Annotated in this window: 12 protein-coding genes and 1 pseudogene; 5 read left to right on the forward strand and 8 right to left on the reverse strand. The window is 73.9% G+C overall.

All coding sequences use genetic code 11. The features are described 5' to 3' along the window. Both OHA64_RS36550 and OHA64_RS36555 read right to left on the reverse strand, forming a co-directional pair. Nucleotides 1–6,993 carry an SDR family NAD(P)-dependent oxidoreductase gene (locus OHA64_RS36550; RefSeq protein WP_405620595.1) on the reverse strand — a complete coding sequence of 2,331 codons (6,993 nt, stop codon included), beginning with the start codon at nucleotides 6,991–6,993 and terminating at the stop codon, nucleotides 1–3. Between the two features lie 610 nt (nucleotides 6,994–7,603). Beyond that, on the reverse strand, nucleotides 7,604–8,923 hold the full coding sequence (locus tag OHA64_RS36555) for a hypothetical protein (RefSeq protein ID WP_405620597.1): 1,320 nt from the start codon (nucleotides 8,921–8,923) through the stop codon (nucleotides 7,604–7,606). A gap of 113 nt (nucleotides 8,924–9,036) precedes the next feature. Between OHA64_RS36555 and OHA64_RS36560 the strand changes: the two genes are divergently transcribed. Next, nucleotides 9,037–10,278 (forward strand): molybdopterin-dependent oxidoreductase, encoded by a 1,242-nt coding sequence (locus tag OHA64_RS36560; RefSeq protein ID WP_405620599.1) that lies wholly within the window; start codon nucleotides 9,037–9,039, stop codon nucleotides 10,276–10,278. Beyond that, the gene (locus OHA64_RS36565) at nucleotides 10,242–10,730 is read left to right on the forward strand and encodes a hypothetical protein (protein ID WP_405620601.1); all 489 of its coding nucleotides are present in this window, start codon (nucleotides 10,242–10,244) and stop codon (nucleotides 10,728–10,730) included. Before OHA64_RS36560 ends, OHA64_RS36565 begins: the two co-directional genes overlap by 37 nt. Nucleotides 10,731–10,906: 176 nt before the next feature. Here the strand turns inward: OHA64_RS36565 and OHA64_RS36570 are convergent. From OHA64_RS36570 to OHA64_RS36580, 3 genes and pseudogenes are all read right to left on the reverse strand, one after another. Continuing rightward, a pseudogene (locus OHA64_RS36570) lies at nucleotides 10,907–11,386 on the reverse strand (class I SAM-dependent methyltransferase); the annotation flags it as partial. Further along, nucleotides 11,383–12,003, reverse strand: a complete 621-nt coding sequence (locus OHA64_RS36575) for a DUF2064 domain-containing protein (RefSeq protein ID WP_405620603.1) — start codon at nucleotides 12,001–12,003, stop codon at nucleotides 11,383–11,385. The gene OHA64_RS36575 and the pseudogene OHA64_RS36570, both read right to left, overlap by 4 nt. Then, the gene (locus OHA64_RS36580) at nucleotides 12,000–12,725 is read right to left on the reverse strand and encodes a glycosyltransferase family 2 protein (protein ID WP_405620605.1); all 726 of its coding nucleotides are present in this window, start codon (nucleotides 12,723–12,725) and stop codon (nucleotides 12,000–12,002) included. Before OHA64_RS36580 ends, OHA64_RS36575 begins: the two co-directional genes overlap by 4 nt. Before the next feature lie 103 nt (nucleotides 12,726–12,828). On the opposite strand from OHA64_RS36580, the gene OHA64_RS36585 reads away from it, so the two are divergent. Together OHA64_RS36585 and OHA64_RS36590 are read left to right on the forward strand one after the other, a co-directional pair. After that, nucleotides 12,829–13,545: a response regulator transcription factor gene (locus OHA64_RS36585; RefSeq protein WP_405620607.1), complete on the forward strand. Its 717-nt coding sequence runs from the start codon at nucleotides 12,829–12,831 to the stop codon at nucleotides 13,543–13,545. A gap of 5 nt (nucleotides 13,546–13,550) precedes the next feature. Next, on the forward strand, nucleotides 13,551–14,663 hold the full coding sequence (locus OHA64_RS36590; RefSeq protein ID WP_405620609.1) for a sensor histidine kinase: 1,113 nt from the start codon (nucleotides 13,551–13,553) through the stop codon (nucleotides 14,661–14,663). A gap of 82 nt (nucleotides 14,664–14,745) precedes the next feature. Here the strand turns inward: OHA64_RS36590 and OHA64_RS36595 are convergent, their stop codons facing one another. Genes OHA64_RS36595 through OHA64_RS36605 form a run of 3 tightly spaced genes read right to left on the reverse strand, consistent with a single transcriptional unit; the run spans nucleotide 14,746 to nucleotide 18,013 of the window. Next, complete coding sequence (locus OHA64_RS36595) at nucleotides 14,746–15,747, reverse strand: NAD-dependent epimerase/dehydratase family protein (protein ID WP_405620611.1); 1,002 nt, start codon at nucleotides 15,745–15,747, stop codon at nucleotides 14,746–14,748. A gap of 53 nt (nucleotides 15,748–15,800) precedes the next feature. Then, nucleotides 15,801–17,258, reverse strand: a complete 1,458-nt coding sequence (locus OHA64_RS36600) for a sensor histidine kinase (RefSeq protein WP_405620613.1) — start codon at nucleotides 17,256–17,258, stop codon at nucleotides 15,801–15,803. Beyond that, on the reverse strand, nucleotides 17,255–18,013 hold the full coding sequence (locus OHA64_RS36605; RefSeq protein WP_405620615.1) for a response regulator transcription factor: 759 nt from the start codon (nucleotides 18,011–18,013) through the stop codon (nucleotides 17,255–17,257). The genes OHA64_RS36600 and OHA64_RS36605 overlap by 4 nt, the downstream gene beginning before the upstream one ends. A 90-nt stretch (nucleotides 18,014–18,103) precedes the next feature. Here OHA64_RS36605 and OHA64_RS36610 point away from each other — a divergent pair, with 90 nt between their 5' ends. Beyond that, on the forward strand, nucleotides 18,104–19,441 hold the full coding sequence (locus OHA64_RS36610) for a ferric reductase-like transmembrane domain-containing protein (protein ID WP_405620617.1): 1,338 nt from the start codon (nucleotides 18,104–18,106) through the stop codon (nucleotides 19,439–19,441). The last annotated feature ends 5 nt before the right edge of the window (nucleotides 19,442–19,446 follow it).

Here is a 19,446-nt window from a genome sequence, read left to right on the forward strand (position 1 = left end):
TCACCAGCCCGACGCGGTGTAGACGACGGCGCGGTCCGACTCGTCGCCCCAGGCGAGCTCGCCCAGCAGGGCCGCGGCCCCCTCCTCCGGGTCGATCAGGGTGATCCCGCGCCGGGCGTACTCGCGGCCGAGTTCGGGGGTCACCATGCCGCCCGCGGCGGGCGCCCACGGCCCCCAGTGCACGGTCAGCGCACGCCGGCCGGTGCGGGCGCTCCAGGCGGTGCCGAGGCTCTCCAGGGCGTCGTTGGCGGCGGCGTAGTCCACCTGGCCGCGATTGCCGAGGACGGCGGAGACGCTGCCGAACAGGACGGCGAACGACGGCCCGCCCGGAAGTTCCTCCAGCGCCCCCAGCAGCGTCTCGGCGCCCTCGGTCTTCGTGCCGTAGACCCGTTCGAAGGACTCCGCGGTCTTCTCGGCGATCAGCCGGTCCTCGATCACCCCGGCCGCGTAGACCACCCCGTCGAGGCGGCCGTGCTCGGCGTGGATCTCCTTCACGGCCTGGAGCACGGCGTCGGGTTCGCGGAAGTCGACGGAGCGGTAGCGGGCCGGGCTGCCGAGCGCGGCGAGTTCCGCCAGGGTGGCGGTGATCTCCCGCTGGGCCAGCAGGAGTTCGGCGGCGCGGTTCACCTCGGCGGGTGTTTGGCCGCCCGGTGCGGCGAGGGCCGCGCGCAGTTCGGCCGCCGTGCGGGCGGCGGCGGTCGTCGGGTCCTCGGGGCCGGTCGGCGCGGGCGTCCGCCCGAGCAGTTCGACCCGGCACCGGGATGCCGACGCCAGCGCGCGAGCGAACCTCGCGGTGATGCCCCGGGCACCGCCGACCAGCAGCACCACCGAGTCCCGGTCCAGCCCGACGGCGGCGGCCTCGGCGGCTCCGTCGCCGGCCGGTCCGGCACCGCTGGTGGCGAGGGCCCCGAGCGGCGCCTCGGTCATCCCGAAGCCGTGGCGGCCGGACGCCGTACGAAGCACCACCGGGGCGGACTCGGACTCGGAGTCGGGGACGGTCAGTTCGGCGATCAGCGCGTCGGCGACGGCGGCCGGAGCGGTGTCGTCGAGGTCGACGATCCTGGCGACCGTCTCCGGGTACTCGCGGGCGACCGTCCGGAACAGTCCGTGCAGTCCCGCCGAGCGCGGGTGCGTGGTGCCGTGGCGGGCAGGGCGGACGGCGAGCAGCCGGCGCGGGCCGCACTCCAGGGCCGCCCGGACGACCGAGAACGCCCCGGGCAGCACCGGCGGCCGGGCGGCGGCGAGGGGGTCGAGCCAGAGCACGCCGTCCACCGGGCCGTCCGCCTCGGTCACCAGATGATCGGCGGCACGGGTGACCGCCTCGGCGCCGTACGAGACGAGCCGGGTCGCGACCTCCTGGGCCGCAGCCCCGCCGTCGTCGTCACCGAGCAGGACGAACCGCCTGCCGGTCAGGACGGCGGACGGGTCCGTCGACCCGTCACCGTCCTGGTGCGCCAGGAGCACGGGCCGCAACTGGAAGCGCTTCGGCGCCTCGGCGGTCGGCAGGGGGCCATGCGTGACGTCCGAGGGCGGCTCCGGCCTCACCGGCTCGGAGGCGGGAACGGGAACGGACGAGGGGGCGACAGCGGTCGCGGGCGCCCCCAGCCGCGCCGTCAGCCAGCCGGTCACCGCCGCCGCCGTACGGGCCTTCGCCAGATCCTCCAGCTCCGCGTCGCCCAGCGAGGCGATGTCCACACCGCCGCCGGCACCCAGCCGGCGGGCCAGTTCGCCCGCGATCTCGGCCCGCTTGATGGAGTCGACGCTGAGGTCCGCCTCCAGGTCGAGGTCGGGCTCGATCATGTCGACGGGGTAGCCGGTGCGTTCGCTGATGATCTCCAGGACGACCTGGAGGACGTCCGCCTCCGTGACCGTGCCGACCGGGGCCTCCGGCACCGGCGGGGGGACCTCCGCGGGAGCCTCGACGGCGGCGGCGAGCGCCGGCACCCGCGGGACGGCGGCCACCGGCGCGGGCGGCGCCCACTGCTGTCCGGGTGCCGCGCCGAGGTACGTCAGCAACACGTCCCGCTGCGCGGCGACCATCTCCCGACTGGTGCGCAGGAAGTCGGCGATCAGCTGGTCCCGGTCGGCCGGGGCACCGCCCGGCTGGTTCGTGGTCACAGTCGTCTCCACAACGCGTCGGGCCGGTGCGAGCGCACCGGGGAGGAGTTCGCCGGCGGCGGTCCGCACGAGCTGGCCGTCGACCGTCCAGCCGGGCCGCCGGGGTGCGGGGGTGCGGACCGCGTCGACGGCGTCGCGCCCCTGGAACAGCCATCCGGTACGGACCGGCAGCCCCGCGACCGCCAGTTGGGCCAGGGCGTCCAGCCAGCCGCCGAGGCCGCTGTCGGGGCGCGGGTCACAGGCAACGGTCCGGTGCGGGCGGTCCCCGAGGATCTTCGCGACCAGCCGGGTCAGGACGGTCCCCGGGCCCGCCTCGACGAAGATCCTCGCGCCGGCCTCGTACATCGCCTCGATCTGTGCGACGAAGCGGACGGGCGCGCCGATCTGGGCGGCGAGTTCCGCGCGGACCGCGTCGGCGTCGTCGCCGTAGGGCGCGGCGGTGCGGTTGGCGAACACCGGGAACTCCGGCGGCCGCACGGGCCTGGCCCGGAGCGCCCCGGCGAACCGCTCGCCCGCGCCCGCGACCAGCGGGCTGTGGAACGCGCAGGCCACGGGGATCCGCTTGGCGCCGAACCCGGCGGCGCGCAGCAGTCGTACGGCGGTGTCGACGTCCTCGGTCGGACCGGAGATCACGGTCTGCTCGGGCGCGTTGTGGTTGGCGAGGACCACTGACCCGGGTGCGCCGCTCGCACGCAGGGCCCGTTCGACGTCCGCGCCGCCGGCCGACACCGCGGCCATGGTGCCGGGGTCGTCGTCGCCGGTGGCCGTGAGGATCGCCAGGGCCCGTTCGGTGCTCAGCTCCAGCAGTGTCCGAGGTCCGATCGCGCCCGCCGCGCACAGGGCCGCCAGCTCGCCGTAACTGTGTCCGGCCGCCATGTCCGGCCGTACGCCGGCCGCGGTGAGCAGGGCGTGCGCGGCCAGCGAGGTGATGCCGAGCGCCGGCTGGGCGACCCGGGTGTCGGTGAGGCCGGCCCGCTGCCGCTCCCGCGTGGCCTCGTCGAACGCGGTCGGCGGGTACAGCGCGGCGGCGTGCTCGCGGCCGAGGTGCAGATAGTGCTGGAGCTCGGGGAACGCGACGAACACCTCTGCGAGCATCCCGGGTCGCTGACTGCCCTGGCCGGGGAAGAGGAAGGCCACCTTGTCCTCTTCAGGGGGCGTTGCCGGGTGGGCCCCGGTCGTTGCGCGGTGCGCCCCGGCCGTCGCCAGGTGGATCCCGGCGGCCGGATCGTGCTCCCCCTCCAGCGCCCGCCGCAGCTGCCCGGTCAGTCCCGCCACGCTCGTGGCGACGACCGCGATCTGTACGGGCTCCGGCCGGGCGTCCGACCGGCGGGACGCGCTCAGCGCGAGGTCGCGCAGCCGCCACGGCAGCGGGCCGTCCGGTCCGGCGGACTCGGCGGCCGTGAGCACGTCCTCGACGGCACGCCGGGCCGCCGCCCGGTCCGCTCCCCGGAACGTGAACAGCTCGGCGGGCCAGGCGTCCAGGGCGTGGGCGGGCGGTACGGCGTCGCCGTGAGCGCTGAGCACCGCGTGGAAGTTGGTGCCGCCGAACCCGAACGCGCTCAGTCCCGCGATCCGTTCGCCCGCCGGAGCCACCCAGGGCCGGGCCCGGGTGTGGAAGACGAACGGGCTGCTGTCCTCCTGCCAGGCGGAGTTGGGCCGCTCCATGTGCAGGGTGGGCGGCTTGACCCCGGTGTACAGGGACAGCACGGTCTTGATCAGTCCGGCCAGCCCGGCCGCGCACTTGGTGTGCCCGATCTGCGACTTGACCGAACCGAGCGCGCAACTGCCCGACGGTGCCCCGGACTCGGTGAACACCTGGCTGAGAACGGACAGTTCGGTCCGGTCGCCGACGACGGTCCCGGTGCCGTGCGCCTCGACCAGACCGACCTCGGCCGGTGAGACACCCGCGTTGCGGTAGGCCCGCGACAGCGCGGCCCGCTGTCCCTCGGGCCGGGGCGCGGTCAGGCCCAGTGAGCGGCCGTCGCTCGAACTGCCGACGCCCTTGATGACGCCGTAGATCCGGTCGCCGTCGCGCTCGGCGTCCACGAGCCGCTTGAGGACGACGCAGGCGACGCCCTCGCCCAGCGCGATGCCGTCGGCGGAGCTGTCGAAGGCCCGGGAGCGACCGGTGGGGGAGAGGGCGTGCACGGAGGAGAACAGGGCGTAGTCGTTGATGCCGTTGTGCAGGTCGGCGCCGCCGCACAGGACGATGTCGCTGGTGCCGCCGACGAGTTCCTTGCAGGCCACGTCGACGGCGGCGAGCGAGGACGCGCAGGCCGCGTCGACGGTGTAGTTGGCGCCGCCCAGGTCGAGACGGTTGGCGATCCGGCCGGAGATGACGTTGGCCAGCATGCCGGGGAAGGAGTCCTCGGTGAGCCGCGGCAGCTGCTCGTCGAGCGAGTCGGGGACCCGGCCGTAGTACGACGGCAGTACCGCCCGCAGGGTGGCGGCGTTGGACAGGTCGCTGCCCGCCTCGGCGCCGAAGACCACGGAGGTGCGCGAGCGGTCGAACGTACGCCCCCGGTCGCCGTATCCGGCGTCCTCCAGCGCCCGCCGGGCGGCTTCGAGGGCGAGCAGTTGCACCGGCTCGACGCTGCCGAGGGAGTTCGGCGGGATGCCGTAGCGCAGCGGGTCGAAGGGGATGCGCGGGAGGAAGCCGCCCCACTTCGACGGGGTGACGCCGGTGCCGTCCTCGGACCAGTGCACGGCGGGGTCCCAGCGGTCGGCGGGGACCTCACCGACCGCGTCGTGCCCGCCGAGGACGTTCGCCCAGAAGGTGGCGAGGTCGGGAGCCTCGGGGAACATACAGGCCATACCGACGACCGCGACATCGAGCGGCGCGGGTGCGGTGTCCGGCGCCAAGTCCTCGTGCAGACAGGTGAGTTCACGCGTGCGATCGGTGAAGAAGTCGGCGGCCCCGTCCGTCACCGAGCGGTGCAGCTCGCCGACGGTGGTGGTCGCCGACCGCAGGACGGCCACCTCCCCGGCCATGAACATTCCCTCGGCGAGCTGGCGTTCCTCGTCGACCGGGGTCAGGGTTCCTTCGGCGTCCCGCTGGACGCCCTTGCTGGCGATCCGCAGCCGGCCGACGTTGAGCCGCTCCAACCGCTCCCAGATCTGCCGGTCGGGGACGCCCTTCGCGCGCAGACCGGCCTCGAAGTCCCGGTAGCCGTCGCTGAACGGGCTGGGCACGCAGCGGGTGGCGTGGCCGGGGGCGGTCTCCAGCAGTGTGGTGCCGGTGGCGTTCACGACCTGCCGCTGGAACAGCGGCCGGACCGCCCCGCGGGACACCGCCTCCTCGGTGAACAGATAGGCGGTGCCCATCAGGACGCCGACGGCCGCACCGCGTGCGGTGAGCGGCGCGGCGAGCGCGGCGACCATCGCCGCCGACCGCTCGTCGTGGACGCCGCCCGCGAAGAACACCTCGACGGACTCCGCCGCAGCGGGATCCTCGCCGTCCAAGTAGTCTTCGAGTACGGCGAGTTGAGCTTCCCAGAGCGGAAAACTGGCCCGTGGTCCGACATGGCCGCCGCACTCGGAGCCCTCGAACACGAACCGGCGCACCCCCGACTCCAGGAACTGCCGCAGCAGTCCCGGCGAGGGCGCGTGCAGGAAGGCGTTGATCCCGGCCCGCTCCAGCGCCTCGGCCTGGGAGGGCCGCCCGCCCGCGATGATCGCGTGCGTGGGCCGCAGCTCCCGGACGGCGTCGAGCTGGGCGTTCCTGGTCTCCTCGGGGGCGAAGCCCAGCACGCCGACACCCCACGGACGGTCGGGCACGGCGGCCCGGGTCTCCTCCAGCACCGCACGTGTCTGCTCCCCGGTCGCGAGGGCCAGCGCGACGAACGGCAGTCCCCCTTCGGCGGCGACGGCGGCGGCGAATCGTGCCTGGTCGCTGACCCGGGTCATCGGCCCCTGGGCGACGGGGAGTCGGGTGCCGAGCGCCCGGCTCATCGGGGAGCCTGGGCGCAGCGCACCGGCGGGCCCGTCGTCCCGTACGGCGTTCCTGATGGCGGCGGTCAGGGCGCGTACCACCGCGCTCGTGTCGCCGTGCCGCTCGGCGAAGCGGGCGGCGAGGAAGCCGTCCTGGCCCACCGGCAGCAGCTGGGTGCGGGGATCCCGGGCACCGAGCAGACCGGCCATCAGCAAGGGGTCGTCGGAGGTCACCGGGGGTGCGTCCGGGCCCCGGCGGCGCAGCACCCGGTGACCGGCCACCAGCGTGGTCTCGGACCCGTCCATGGAACGCAGTGCCGCGGCCGTCGCCTCCGGCAGCCCCGACTCCTTCAGCAGCGCCAACTGGCTGTCCAGGACGACACCGGCCGCCCCGCCCACCACCGCGGCCGCCGCCGTGCGCGGGCCGATGCCGCCGCGGGCCCACACCGGCACGTCCACGCCCGGCTCGGCGAGCAGCCGTTGCAGCAGGACGAAGGTGCCGAGCTCACCGACCCGATCACCGCCCTCACAGCCGCGGGCGATCAGCCCCCGCGCGCCGGCCCGGACCGCGTCCAGGGCCTGATCGAGATCGGTGACCTCCGCCAACACGCGGTATTCCGGGGGGACTTCACCGATCCGCCAGGGGGAGTCGGAGCCGAGGACTACGGTGTGGAGGTGCGAAGACGACGACTCCTCGGCCGTGGCCCCGGCTCCCGTGAGGTCCTCGGGATCGATACGGCAGTGCGCCGCGACCCGTACTCCGAACGGGCCCGGCGCCCAGCGACGCAGGCGTTCCAGGGAATCTCTCGCTCTGCGGTCACCTGCTCCGAGGTCGAGCACCCCGAGTCCGCCGGCCCGGCTGACGGCGGCGGCGAGCCTGGCGTCCGGTTCGCGGAACGGGGTGATTCCAATGATCAAATCTTCGGCGCGCACGGCAGACGTCATGATTCTCCGAATAAACGGTGAAACAGCACGGTGGGGGATGGCACGGCCTACGGGGCGGCGAATTGGTTCACTAAAGCATACCCGTATTCCGGGGTGCGTCTCGAATAACTCGCGTGGATAGCGGGTTGAAAGCTAGCCCGATGGTTACCCGTCGGTCAATATCGCCTCCCGGTCGAGATGGGGCATGGGTCCGTTTCGGCCAGCCCGATCCGGTCGGTCCAAACAGCCGAAAACCCCGCCAATTTCCTTCAGAGGTACCGGCATTCGGACCACAGTGGTCCAGGCCCACCAAAGCGCCCGGTGAATTCACTCGGTGATCACGCCTGCGAAACACGACCGACTGCGCGGCGAGACTTCGTAAACGACGCGTGTCGATGCCGGCGTGGACGGCGGGAGCGTAATTCGTCGGCGGGCGGCGGGTCGGCGTCAGCCAAATATCAGATACCGGCGCACCGCAGGCCGGTCACCTCGATGCGCGGACCGCTCGGGTGGTGCCGGACAAGGCAACCCGACGACGGCCGCCCGCCGCCTGACCGGATCCCCGGCGCGGTCGCCGACTCGTCGTCACCACCCCGCCGCAGTCACCGCCCTGCCCTCGTGGCGCCCCCTGTCACCACCCCGTCAGCAGCAGATGGTTGAGCAGCAGCGCCAGCACCGCCTGCGCCACCAGCCACCCCCGCGCCCCCGTCAGCCACGCGCACGCCGGCAGCAGCCACACCGCGAACGGCAGCCAGATGCGTTCCGTCTCCGCCTTGCTCATGCCGGACAGGTCGGCGACGAGCAGGGCGATCAGCGCGGACAGCACGAGCACGCCGAGGCGAACGTCGGGGAGGGTGAGGCGCTTGAGGGTGAGCGCCGCTCGCGTGCGGCGCAGGCCCGCCACCGTCGCCGGGCCCACGATCAGCGCCGTGCAGGCCAGGTTCGCCCACACCCAGTAGGCGTAGGGCCGGACCCCGCCCGCACCCTGGTGGTAACGGCGCACCAGCAGCCGGTACGCCTCCCACCAGTCGAACCCGGCGACGGTGAACACCACCGGCACGACCAGCAGTCCGAGCAGCAGGAACGGGAGGGGGCGGACGCGGTGGCGGCCCAGCAGGAGCACGGCGCCCGCGATGACGGCGTACAGCGTCAGTCCGTACGACAGATACAGGGTCAGCCCGAACAGCAGTCCCGAGGCGAGGCCCGTCCACGCCGGTCGGTGTCCCGTCACCGCCAGTGCCAGGAAGGCGACCGCCCAGGCCGCCACCGCCGCGAAGTAGCCGTCGGCGGACGTGCCCACCCACACCGCCGCCGGGGCCAGCACCAGGAAGGGCGCGGCACGGCGGGCGAGTGACTCGTCGGTGAGGGTCCGCACGGCCACCAGGACCGCGAGCGCCGCTGTCGTGCCGACGGTGATGCAGAAGGCGCCGGCCCAGCCCCCGCCGCCCAGTCCGATCCGGTCGAGGAGCACGAACGTGACGGTGGCCGCCGGGGGATGGCCGGCCACATGGGCGGGCCAGTTGTCGGGGGAGTCGATCAGGATGTGCCGGGTGAAGTCGGTCAGCGTGGCCGGGATGTCGTCGAAGCGGCCGATGACCCGGAGGTACTCGCTCCCGGTCGTCAACTGCTCGGCGACGCCCCGATGCCAGCCGTCCACCAGGGCGAGGGACCACGTCCACGCCAGGCCCGCCGCCCAGGTGACGAGCAGCAGCGCCCGCCAGGGCAACCGGGCGGCCAGGGCGGGGCCGTACGCCACCACGGCGGCCGCCACGGCGAGCGCGGCCGGCGTGCCGGGGCCCAGGTGCGGGTCCCAGGTCGCCAGCAGGGGCGGCCAACCGACGCGGAGGGTGCCGTCGCGATGCTGGATCGCGGTGCCGACGACGGCGGCGGCCGCCACGAGAAGGGCGGCGGCCAGGGCCGCGTACAGGTCACGTCTCAGATCGCGGTGCACGCGCAAACGCTAGGTCGCCGGGCCTGCTCCGGACGGCTGACAGGCGTGGACGTCAGAGTTTCGTCATGGTTCGCGAGCCGGTCGCGGGGGTGGAGCGGGCCTACGTTCGGGGCATGCCACGCACTCCTTTCTCGCCCGCGTTCTGGCGCAGCCCGTTGCGCGGTCCCTGGTTCACGTCGGTGCTCGGCGTCGTCCTGCTCGGCGGGATCACCGTGCTGTTCCTGACCGGGCTGCTGTCGTACGCCGCCTACAACCCGGACCTGTCGCCGGTGAACGACAAGACTCCGGACAAGGGGATCCTCGGCTTCTACCTCTTCTCGTGGCCGACCGATCCGCACTGGCTGTACCGGCTCAACCAGGGCGTCCACGTCACCCTCGGCGTCACCCTGATCCCGGTCCTGCTGGCCAAGCTGTGGTCGGTGGTGCCGAAGCTGTTCACGCTGCCGCCCGCGCGCTCCCTCGCGCACGCCCTGGAACGCGTCTCGCTGCTGCTCCTGGTCGGCGGCGCGCTGTTCGAGTTCGTGACCGGGGTGCTCAACGTCCAGCTGGACTACGTCTTCCCGGGCTCCTTCTACCCCCTGCACTTCTACGGCGCCTGGGTGTTCTTCTCCGCGTTCGTCGTGCACGCGGTGCTGAAGACACCGGCGGCCCTGCGCAATCTGCGCCGACTGCCAGAAGAACAGGCCGAGTCGACGTCCCCGGGCGAGTTGGTCTCCCCGGACCCCGCCGAGCCCACCGTGTCCCGGCGCGGCGCCCTCGGGCTGGTCGGCGGCGGGTCGCTGCTGCTCCTCGCCACCACCGCCGGGCAGAACGTCGACGGGCCGTTGCGCAGGACCGCCCTGCTCGCCCCGCACGGCGGTGCCGAGCCGGGCACCGGACCCGGCGGCTTCCAGATCAACAAGACGGCCGCGTACGCCGGGATCGACGCGGCCGAGACCGGCGAGGAGGCGTGGCGGCTGGTGGTCGCCGGACGCACCGGAACCGTCCGGCTCAGCCGCTCCGAACTGGCCGGGCTCCCGCTGTACAGCGCCGCCCTGCCGATCGCCTGCGTGGAGGGCTGGTCGACCTCCGACCAGTGGTGGCGCGGGGTGCGGCTGCGGGACCTCGCCGCCCTCGTCGGGTACGAGGATCCGCCCGACGTCCTCGTGGAGTCGCTGCAACGGCACGGCGCGTTCCGGCGGGCCGCCCTGCGCGCGAACCAGGTCGCCGACCCGCGCTCGTTGCTCGCCCTGTTCGTCAACGGCGAGGACCTGACCCCCGACCACGGTCATCCGGCGCGGGTCATCGTGCCGGCGGCGCCCGGCGTGCTCAACACCAAGTGGGTGGCCCGGATGACGTTCGGAGGAGAGCTGTGAGGCGACCGCGGATCAACGTCGGCAGCCCCCTGCAACTCCTGTTGCTCGGCTGCTCGTTCGCCCTCGCGGGATACGCGGGTGTACGGCTCCTCGACGGGGACTGGTTCGGGGTCGCGCTGTGGTTCGTGGGCGCGGCCCTCCTCCACGACCTGGTGCTGCTTCCGCTGTACGGCGGGCTCGACCGGGCCCTGGTGAAGGCCGCGGGCAGGCGAAGGGGACGGATCGGATACGTCCGCGTACCCGCCGCCCTCTCCGCGCTGCTCCTGCTGGTCTGGTTCCCGCTCATCAGCGGGCGGGTGGCGGGCCGTTACGCGTCCGCCACCGGCCTGTCCCCGGACGGGTTCCTGGCCCGCTGGCTGCTGCTGACGGCCGCGCTGTTCGGCGGCTCGGCGCTGCTGTTCGTCCTGCGGCTGCGCAGGGCGACGAAGGAGCGCCCGCCGAGCGCCCACTGACCCGTGGCGCACCAGCCCGCGCGGTCCGCGTGCCGCAGCAGGGCCGGTGTGCCGAGGCGCGCCCAGGGGAACGGGATGCCGGTCGTGCCCCGGGCGTCGGTGACATGGACCAGCACCCGTTCGTCGAGGTCCAGCTCCGGCACGGTCTCGACGATCAACAGGCCGCCGGGGAGCAGGAGTTCGGACATCCGGGCGAGGAGTTCGAGTGGCTCGCCGCCGATGCCCACATTTCCGTCGATCAGGAGCGCGGTGCCCCAGCCGCCCTCGCCGGGCAGCGGCTCGAAGACCGAGCGCCGCAGCGCCGGTCCGCCGAGCTCACCCGTCCTCGCCACGGCCGCCTCGCTGACGTCGATGCCGAGCACCCGCCGTCCCCGCGCGCCCAGCGCCGCGACCAGCCGCCCGGGCCCGCAGCCGACGTCGAGCACCGCGCCCTCGCAACGCCGCAGCACCTCCAGGTCGGCCGCGTCCGCGTCCGCGCACCAGCGCTCCACGTCCAGCGGCAGCAGCCAGCCGTCGGAGCGGCGCAGGAAGAGGGGACCGCGACCGGAGCGCAGGGCGTCGGCGTAGGGGTCGGCCGCCCAGGGGTCCCCGTCCGGGACGAGCGGGTACTCGTCGGCGACGGGCGTCCGCTGCCGCCCGATCCGTACCGTGCTCATCGGGCCCCGGCCGCGCTGAGCCGGGCCAGCGCCGCGGCGAACCGCCCTCCGGGCGCGGCCCGGGCGACCGACTCCGCGTCGGACGCCGTGTCCACGTCCCGCAGTCGCGGCAGCTCCCGAACCCGCAGTCCGGTGAGCCGCGCCCGCTGCACGGCACCCGTCGAGGGCGTCGACATCGGCACGCCCCGCAGCAGCGCCGGGTCCGGCGCGGCCAGGCCGAGTGCCCAGAAACCGCCGTCCTCGGCGGGCCCGAAGTACGCGTCGCAGTCCGCGAAGTCCACGGTGAGCAACTGAGGGGTGACCTGGGGGGTGTCCATGCCGATGAGGAGGGCCGGGCCGTCGCAGCCCGCGAACGCGGCGGCCAGCCGTTCGTCGAGGCCGCCCGCGCACTGCCGTACGACCTCGAAGCCGGCCGGCAGCCACGGACCGGGCTCGCCGTCCAGGACCAGGACCCGGCGACGCGCGGGCGTCCGCGCCACCGTGTCCAGGGTGTCCGCCAGGGACGCCTCCGCGAGCGCGGCGGCCTCCTGGGGAGTGAAGGGCGGGGTCAGCCGGGTCTTGACCCGGCCGGGGCGGGGCTCCTTGGCGATGACGAGGAGCGTGGTCGAGAGGGTCACGCGCGCGCCCCCTTCTCGGCGACGGTCCCGGGTTCGGCCAGCACCCGGCTCATGTCCCGCACCGCCTGCCAGGTGCCGCGCCAGGTGCCCGTCACCTTGGAGACGCCGGCGCGCGGACGGTACGGCACGTCGTGCTCGGCGATCCGCCAGCCCGCGTCGGCGGCGCGCACCACCATCTGCAGCGGATAGCCGCTGCGCCGGTCGGTCAGGTCGAGCGCGAGCAGCGGTTCACGGCGGGCGGCGCGCAGCGGGCCGAGGTCGCGCAGCCGCAGCCCGGTGCGGCGGCGCAGCAGCCGGGAGAGGGCGAGGTTGCCGGTGCGGGCGTGCAGCGGCCAGGACCCGCGGGTCTGCGGGCGGCGTCGGCCGAGAACGAGGTCCGCCTCGCCGGCCAGGATCTCGCGCACGAACGGCACCAGGTCGGCCGGGTCGAGCGAGGCGTCGCAGTCGCAGAAGCAGACGATGTCGGCGGTGGCGGCGGTCAGGCCCGCGTGGCAGGCGGCGCCGAATCCGCGCCGCTCCTCGCGTACGACGGTCGCGCCGAGCGAGCGGGCGATATCGGCGGAACCGTCCGTGGAGCCGTTGTCCACGACCAACGCGCGCCAGCCGGGCGGGATGCGTTCCAGCACCCGGGGCAGCGCCTCGGCCTCGTCGAGACAGGGAAGTACGACGTCCACGGACACCGGGTCCGGGACACGTTCGGAAGAGGTTGTCACGGCACTCACCCTACGAGCGCGAAACCGGCAAATCGGACTCCGGCTCCTTACGGAATGCGGACGTCAGGAGCCGGGGGCCGCATTTCGGCGGGGACGGTGCGAGGCTGGCGGCATGGAGCAGCAGCAGTCGCACGCACAGGCCGGGGCGCGGGTCCTCGTCGTCGACGACGACCCCACGGTCGCCGAGGTCGTCACCGGGTACCTCGACCGGGCCGGATACGTCGTGGACCGCGCGGGCGACGGGCCGGACGCGCTCGCCCGGGCCACCGCGCACTGGCCGGACCTCGTCGTCCTCGACCTGATGCTGCCCGGCATGGACGGCCTGGAGGTGTGCCGCCGGATGCGCGGGCGCGGGCCCGTCCCGGTCATCATGCTCACCGCCCGGGGCGACGAGGACGACCGCATCCTCGGTCTGGAGGTCGGCGCCGACGACTACGTCACCAAGCCCTTCAGCCCCCGCGAACTCGTCCTGCGCGTCGAGTCCGTCCTGCGCCGCACCCGCCCCGCCGAGCCCTCGCCCACCCTCCGCGCGGGCGGACTCACCCTGGATCCGCAAGCCCGTCGCGCCACCAAGCACGGCACCGAACTCGCCCTGACCATCCGGGAGTTCGACCTTCTCGCCTTCCTGCTGCGAAACCCCGGCCGGGTCTTCGGCCGTGAGGACCTGATGCGCGAGGTGTGGGGCTGGGACTTCGGCGACCTGTCGACCGTGACCGTCCACGTCCGGAGGCTGCGTGGGAAGGTCGAGGACGATCCGGCCCGGCCCCGGCTGATCCAGACCGTGTGGGGCGTCGGATACCGCTTCGACACCGCAGATCAGGAGGGATGACGGTCATGCGTGACACCCTCCTCATCGCCCTCTTCGCCTTCCTCGGCGCCGCCGCGGCGGGCGTGCTCGGCGCGGGCGTCGTCCTGCTCATCCGGCGCCGCTCGGTCGTCACGCATCTCGCCGTGGTCGCCGCCGTCGCCGTCACCGCGATGTTCGCGGGCACCCTCGCCGTGGCGCAGGCGATGTTCCTGTCCGCGCACGACCTGAAGGTCGTCACCACCGTCGTCGCCATGGCCGCGGGGGTGTCCCTGATCACCGCCCTGGTGCTCGGACGCTGGGTCGTCGGCCGCAGTCAGGCCTTCGCGCTCGCCGCCCGTTCCTTCGGCGACGGCGGCGACTTCACCTCGCCCGACGGCCCCGTCACCGCCGAACTGGCGGCACTCGGGCGCGAGTTGGAGGCCACCAGCGCCCGGCTGGCCGAGTCCCGGGACCGCGAGCGCGCCCTGGAGACCTCCCGGCGTGAACTCGTCGCCTGGATCTCGCACGATCTGCGCACCCCCCTCGCCGGGCTGCGCGCGATGTCCGAGGCGCTGGAGGACGGCGTTGCCACCGACCCCGCCCGCTACCTCAGGCAGATCCGCACCGAGGTGGAGCGCCTCAACGGCATGGTCGGCGACCTCTTCGAACTCTCCCGCATCCACGCGGGAGCGCTGGCGCTGAGCCCGAGCCGCATCTCCCTGTACGACCTGGTCGGCGACGCGCTGGCGGGCGCCGATCCGCTGGCCCGCGAGTACGGCGTACGGCTGGTCGGCCATCGGGTCGAGCCGGTGCCGGTCGAGGTGGACGGCAAGGAGATGAGCCGGGTGCTGGGCAACCTGCTCGTGAACGCCATCCGCCGGACCCCCGCCGACGGCACCGTCGCGGTCGCCGCCGAGCGCGGACCGGGCGGGGTCGTCCTGTCCGTCACCGACAGCTGCGGCGGGATTCCCGAGGAGGATCTCCCGCGGGTCTTCGACACCGGCTGGCGCGGCACGCACGCCCGGACCCCGCCCGCCGGCGCGGGCCTCGGCCTCGCCATCGTGCGCGGGATCGTGGAGGCCCACCAGGGGCGGGCCTCCGTGCGCAATGTGACCGGCGGATGCCGGTTCGAGGTGACGCTGCCGACCGTCGAGGTCTGAGGGGGGGCGGGGGCTCCTCGTCGCGGCGCTTGCGTACCGCGAGTCCTGAGAGGCGGCTCCCCGACCTCCGAAACCCGAGAGATCACTCCCCGCCCAGCGAGGCCCGCGCGAACTCCCGCATCCCCTCGTCGAAGCCCACCCCCGCCTTCCACCCCAACTCCGCCCGGAGCCGCGCCGAGTCCGCCGTGATGTGCCGGACGTCGCCCAGCCGGTACTCCCCGGTGACCACCGGCTCGGGACCGCCGTACGCGGCCGCCAGTGCCCGGGCCATCTCGCCGACCGTGTGCGGCTCACCGCTGCCGGTGTTGTACGAGGTGAGCGCGCCCGCGGGCGAACTCGCCTCCAGCGCCGCCACGTTGGCCGCGGCCACGTCCCGCACGTGCACGAAGTCCCGACGCTGGCAGCCGTCCTCGTAGACCCGGGGCGCCTCGCCGCGGGCGAGCGCCGAGCGGAAGAAGGAGGCGACGCCCGCGTACGGGGTGTCCCGCGGCATGCCCGGCCCGTACACGTTGTGGTAGCGCAGCGACACCGCCGACCCGCCGGTGGCCCGGGCCCACGCCGCCGCCAGGTGCTCCTGGGCCAGCTTGGTGGTCGCGTAGACGTTGCGCGGATCCACCGGGGCGTCCTCGGCGACCAGCCCGGGCGCCAACTCGGCCTCGCACTGCGGGCAGACGGGTTCGAAGCGTCCCGCGTCCAGGTCGGCGACGGCACGCGGTCCCGGCCGGACCGCACCGTGCCCTTCGCAGACGTACCGGCCCTCGCCGTACACGACCATCGACCCGGCCAGCACGAGACGTCGTACGCCCGCCTCGGCCATCGCGGTGAGCAGCACGGCGGTGCCCAGGTCGTTGCGGGAGACGTACTCCGCCGCGTCCGAGAACCCGACGCCGAGACCCACCATCGCCGCCTGGTGGCACACGGCGTCGACGCCCGCCAGGGCCCGGCCCACCGCGTAGGGGTCCCGGACGTCCGACGCCGGGTCGGTGCGGACGTCGTAGGGGACGGGCTCGTGCCCGTGGGCCGCGAGCGCCTTGACGACATGGGACCCGATGAACCCGGCACCGCCGGTGACCAGTACGCGCATGCGGCCACGCTAGGGCCGCACGCGGCCCGGACGGGCGGGCCGCGCCCGGCACGTCACGGCTTCGTAAGACTCACCGGGCTCGCGGGCAGCGCCACCGTGAACACCGTCGAGCCGGGCTCGCCGCTCAGCTCGATCGTGCCGCCGTGCGCCCGCACCAGGGAGCTGGCCACCGCGAGCCCCAGACCGCTGCCGCCGCGGTCGCGGCTGCGGGCCTTGTCGACGCGGTAGAAGCGGTCGAAGACCCGCTCGCGGTCGGCGGACGGGATGCCGGGGCCCGCGTCCGCGACCCGCACCACCGCCCGGCCGGACTCGACGCGGACCGACACGGTCACCTCGGTGCCCGCCGGGGTGTGCACGGCCGCGTTGGTGAGCAGGTTGTCCAGGACCTGGCGGATGCGCTGCGGGTCCAGGCGCAGCGTCAGTTCCGCGGGGCCGGGGGGCACGGTCAGCGGATGGTCCGGGTGACTGGCGCGGAACGCGTCGGCCGCGTGGTCGACCAGCTCCACCAAGTCCGCCTCCACCGGGCGCAGCGGTGTCTCCACCTCGGCCGCGTCCAGCCGGGCGAGCAGCAGCAGGTCGTCCAGGAGTACGCCCATCCGGGCCGCCTCGGCGCGCAGCCGGGCCAGGTGCCGGTCGCGTTCCCCGGGGGCGTTGGCGGCGGCGTACTGGAAGAGGTCCGCGTACCCCCGTACGGACATCAGGGGGGTACGCAGCTCGTGGGAGGCGTCCGCGACGAAGCGACGCAGCCGCTGCTCGGCCTGGGCGCGGACGGCGAGGGAGTCGTCGATGTGCTCCAGCATGGTGTTGAACGCCGTGCGCAGCTCGTGCACCTCCGGGCCGCCGTCCCGGCCGTCCGCGCGCAGCGGCAGCCGGGACGCCGACTCGCTCAGGTCGTGCGAGGCGATGCCGTGCGCCGTGTGCGCCATGTCGCTGAGAGGTTGCAGGCCGCGCCGCAGCATCTTCCGGCCGAACACCACCAGCGCCAGCACCGCGAGGGCGAACGCGATCACCTGCACGGTGACCAGCCGGTCCACGGTGTCCTCGATGTCCTCCATGGGCGCGGCGCTGACCAGCACCACCCCGGGCTCGACCTCGCAGGCCCGCAGCCGGTACAGGCCCTCCCCGTCGAGCCGCACGGTACGCATCAGCTCGGTGTCGGAGTGCGCCATGTTCTCGGCGAGCGTGGTCAGCGGGCGGATGTCGTGCGGGATGTCGGCGGGCCGGCGCAGCGAGGCCGAGTCGTCCGACACGTCGTACACCGCGGTGAACCAGCCCCAGTACGGCTTCTGCGTCACCGTTCCGTTGGCCTCGGCGTCCTTGGACTGCACGGTCTGCACGACCTTCAGCTGGTAACCCAGCTGGTGCTCCAGGTAGTCACGCATGTACATCGTCAGCGCCGACCCCACGCCGGCGAACACCAGCAGGGACAGCGCGCCCAGGCCCAGCGCCAGCCGGGTGCCCAGGCGCAGCCTGCGGTACGTCTGGCGGAAGCGCCGGAAAGCGCCCCTCACCCCGTGGCCTGCCGGACCACGTAGCCGAAGCCCCGGACGGTGTGGATCAGCGGCGCCCGGCCGTCGACCGGCCCGTCCAGCTTGCGGCGCAGCCGGCTGACCACCAGCTCCACCACATTGGACCGGCCGCCGAAGCCGTACTCCCACACGTGGTCCAGGATCTGCGCCTTGGTCAGCACGGTCGGCGACTTGCGCATCAGGTAGCGCAGCACCTCGTACTCGGTCGGGGTGAGCGTGAGCAGCCGTTCGCCGCGCCGCACCTCGCGGGTGTCCTCGTCCATCGTCAGGTCCGCCACCTGGAGTACGGACCGCTGGAACCCCGGCCCGGCACTGCGCCGCAGCACGGTCCGCAGCCGGGCCATCAGCTCTTCCACCGCGAACGGCTTGACCAGGTAGTCGTCCCCGCCGCGGGTCAGCCCCGCCACCCGGTCCGCGACGGCGTCGCGCGCGGTGAGGAACACCACGGGCACCATGGTGCCCGTGCGGCGCAGCCGGTCCAGCACGCCGAAACCGTCGATGTCGGGCAGCATGAGATCGAGCACCACGATGTCGGGACGGAACTCGGCGGCGCGGCTCAGCGCTTCCTCACCCGAGTTCGCGGTGACCGCGTCCCAACCCTCGTAACGGGCGACCGTCGCGACGAGGTCGGCTATCGGCGGGTCGTCGTCCACGACCAGGAGGCGTACTTTTTCCACCTGCTCATAGTGCTTCACCCGGCGGCCGAAGCCAGAGCGGGCCCCGTGCCGTGGCCACATCGATAACCTCTTGAAAGTTGTACGACAGTGTTTCGACAGGTCCCGCCGGAGAAGCTCGGTATCCCGGACCCGGATCAAGGAGCTCTGTCCGTGACGACCGTCCAATCACCCCCCGCGCCCCCCACGGCGATACGCCCGAGGGTGGTGGCCCGCACGGGCCTGTACGCCGTCCTGGTCGCGAACCTGGCCACGGTGACCTTCTTCTTCACCCAGGCGGGCTTCGCCTCCAACACCCTCATCGTGCTGGGCCGGCTGGCCGGTCTGTACGGCGCGCTCCTGATGGCCTTCCAACTGCTGCTGGTGGCCCGGCTGCCCTGGCTCGACCGCCGCATCGGCATGGACCGGCTGACCTCCTGGCACCGCTGGACCGGCTTCGGCATCCTGTGGACGCTGCTCACGCACGCCGTCTTCATCACCTTCGGCTACGCCGAGTCGTCCTCCCTGGACCCCGTCAACCAGATCGTCGACCTCGCCGAGACCGTCGAGGGCGTGCTGCGCGCGGTCGTCGCGTTCGGCATCATCCTCGTCGTGGGCGCCGTCTCGGCCCGCTACGCCCGACGCCGGCTGGCCTACGAGACGTGGCACTTCATCCACCTCTACACCTACGTGGCCGTGGTGCTCGCCTTCACCCACCAGGTCGCCGTCGGGACGACCTTCACCGCGTCGGACGCCGCCACCGCGTACTGGTACGGCGTGTGGAGTGTCGCCCTCGGCTCGGTGGCGCTGGGCCGGCTGGTCCTGCCGCTGTGGCGGAACTGGCGCCACCAGCTGCGGGTCACGGCCGTCGTCCCCGAGGCCGACAACGTCGTCTCGGTCTACATGACCGGCCGCGACCTCGACCGGATGCCCGCCCGGGCCGGCCAGTTCTTCCTGTGGCGCTTCATGACCCGCGACCGCTGGTGGCAGGCCAACCCGTTCTCCCTGTCGGCCGCGCCCGACGGCCGCACCCTGCGGCTGACCGCCAAGGCGGCCGGCGACGGCAGCGCCGGCCTGCGGCACGTCAAGGTCGGCACCCGCGTCTTCGCCGAGGGCCCCTACGGCGCCTTCACCGCGATGCACCGCACCCGGCCTGAGGCCCTGCTCATCGCCGGCGGCGTCGGCGTCACCCCCATCCGGGCCCTGCTGGAGGAACTGGAGGGCCACGCGGTGGTCATCTACCGGGTCGCCACCGACCGGGACGCGGTCCTCTACGACGAGCTGCGCGACCTCGCGCTCGCCAAGGGCGCCGAACTCCACCTGGTGACCGGGCCGCCGGTCCCCGACCGGCTGGCGCCGGGCGAGCTGGCGCGACTGGTGCCGGACCTCGCCGACCGGGACGTCTTCCTGTGCGGACCGCCGCCCATGATGAACGCGGTGCTGGGCAGCCTGCGCGAGCTGGACGTGCCCAAGCCGCAGATCCACTTCGAACGCTTCAGCCTGGCGGGATGAGGAAA

The sequence above is a fragment of the Streptomyces sp. NBC_00076 genome (genome assembly GCF_045041235.1).
In the GTDB taxonomy this organism is placed as follows: domain Bacteria; phylum Actinomycetota; class Actinomycetes; order Streptomycetales; family Streptomycetaceae; genus Streptomyces.

Coding starts and splice junctions, on each gene's coding strand:
- OHA64_RS36550 (WP_405620595.1), bottom strand. CDS start 6,993: ATGACGTCTGCCGTGCGCGCCGAAGATTTGATCATTGGAATCACCCCG.
- OHA64_RS36560 (WP_405620599.1), top strand. CDS start 9,037: ATGCCACGCACTCCTTTCTCGCCCGCGTTCTGGCGCAGCCCGTTGCGC.
- OHA64_RS36585 (WP_405620607.1), top strand. CDS start 12,829: ATGGAGCAGCAGCAGTCGCACGCACAGGCCGGGGCGCGGGTCCTCGTC.
- OHA64_RS36590 (WP_405620609.1), top strand. CDS start 13,551: ATGCGTGACACCCTCCTCATCGCCCTCTTCGCCTTCCTCGGCGCCGCC.
- OHA64_RS36595 (WP_405620611.1), bottom strand. CDS start 15,747: ATGCGCGTACTGGTCACCGGCGGTGCCGGGTTCATCGGGTCCCATGTC.
- OHA64_RS36605 (WP_405620615.1), bottom strand. CDS start 18,013: ATGTGGCCACGGCACGGGGCCCGCTCTGGCTTCGGCCGCCGGGTGAAG.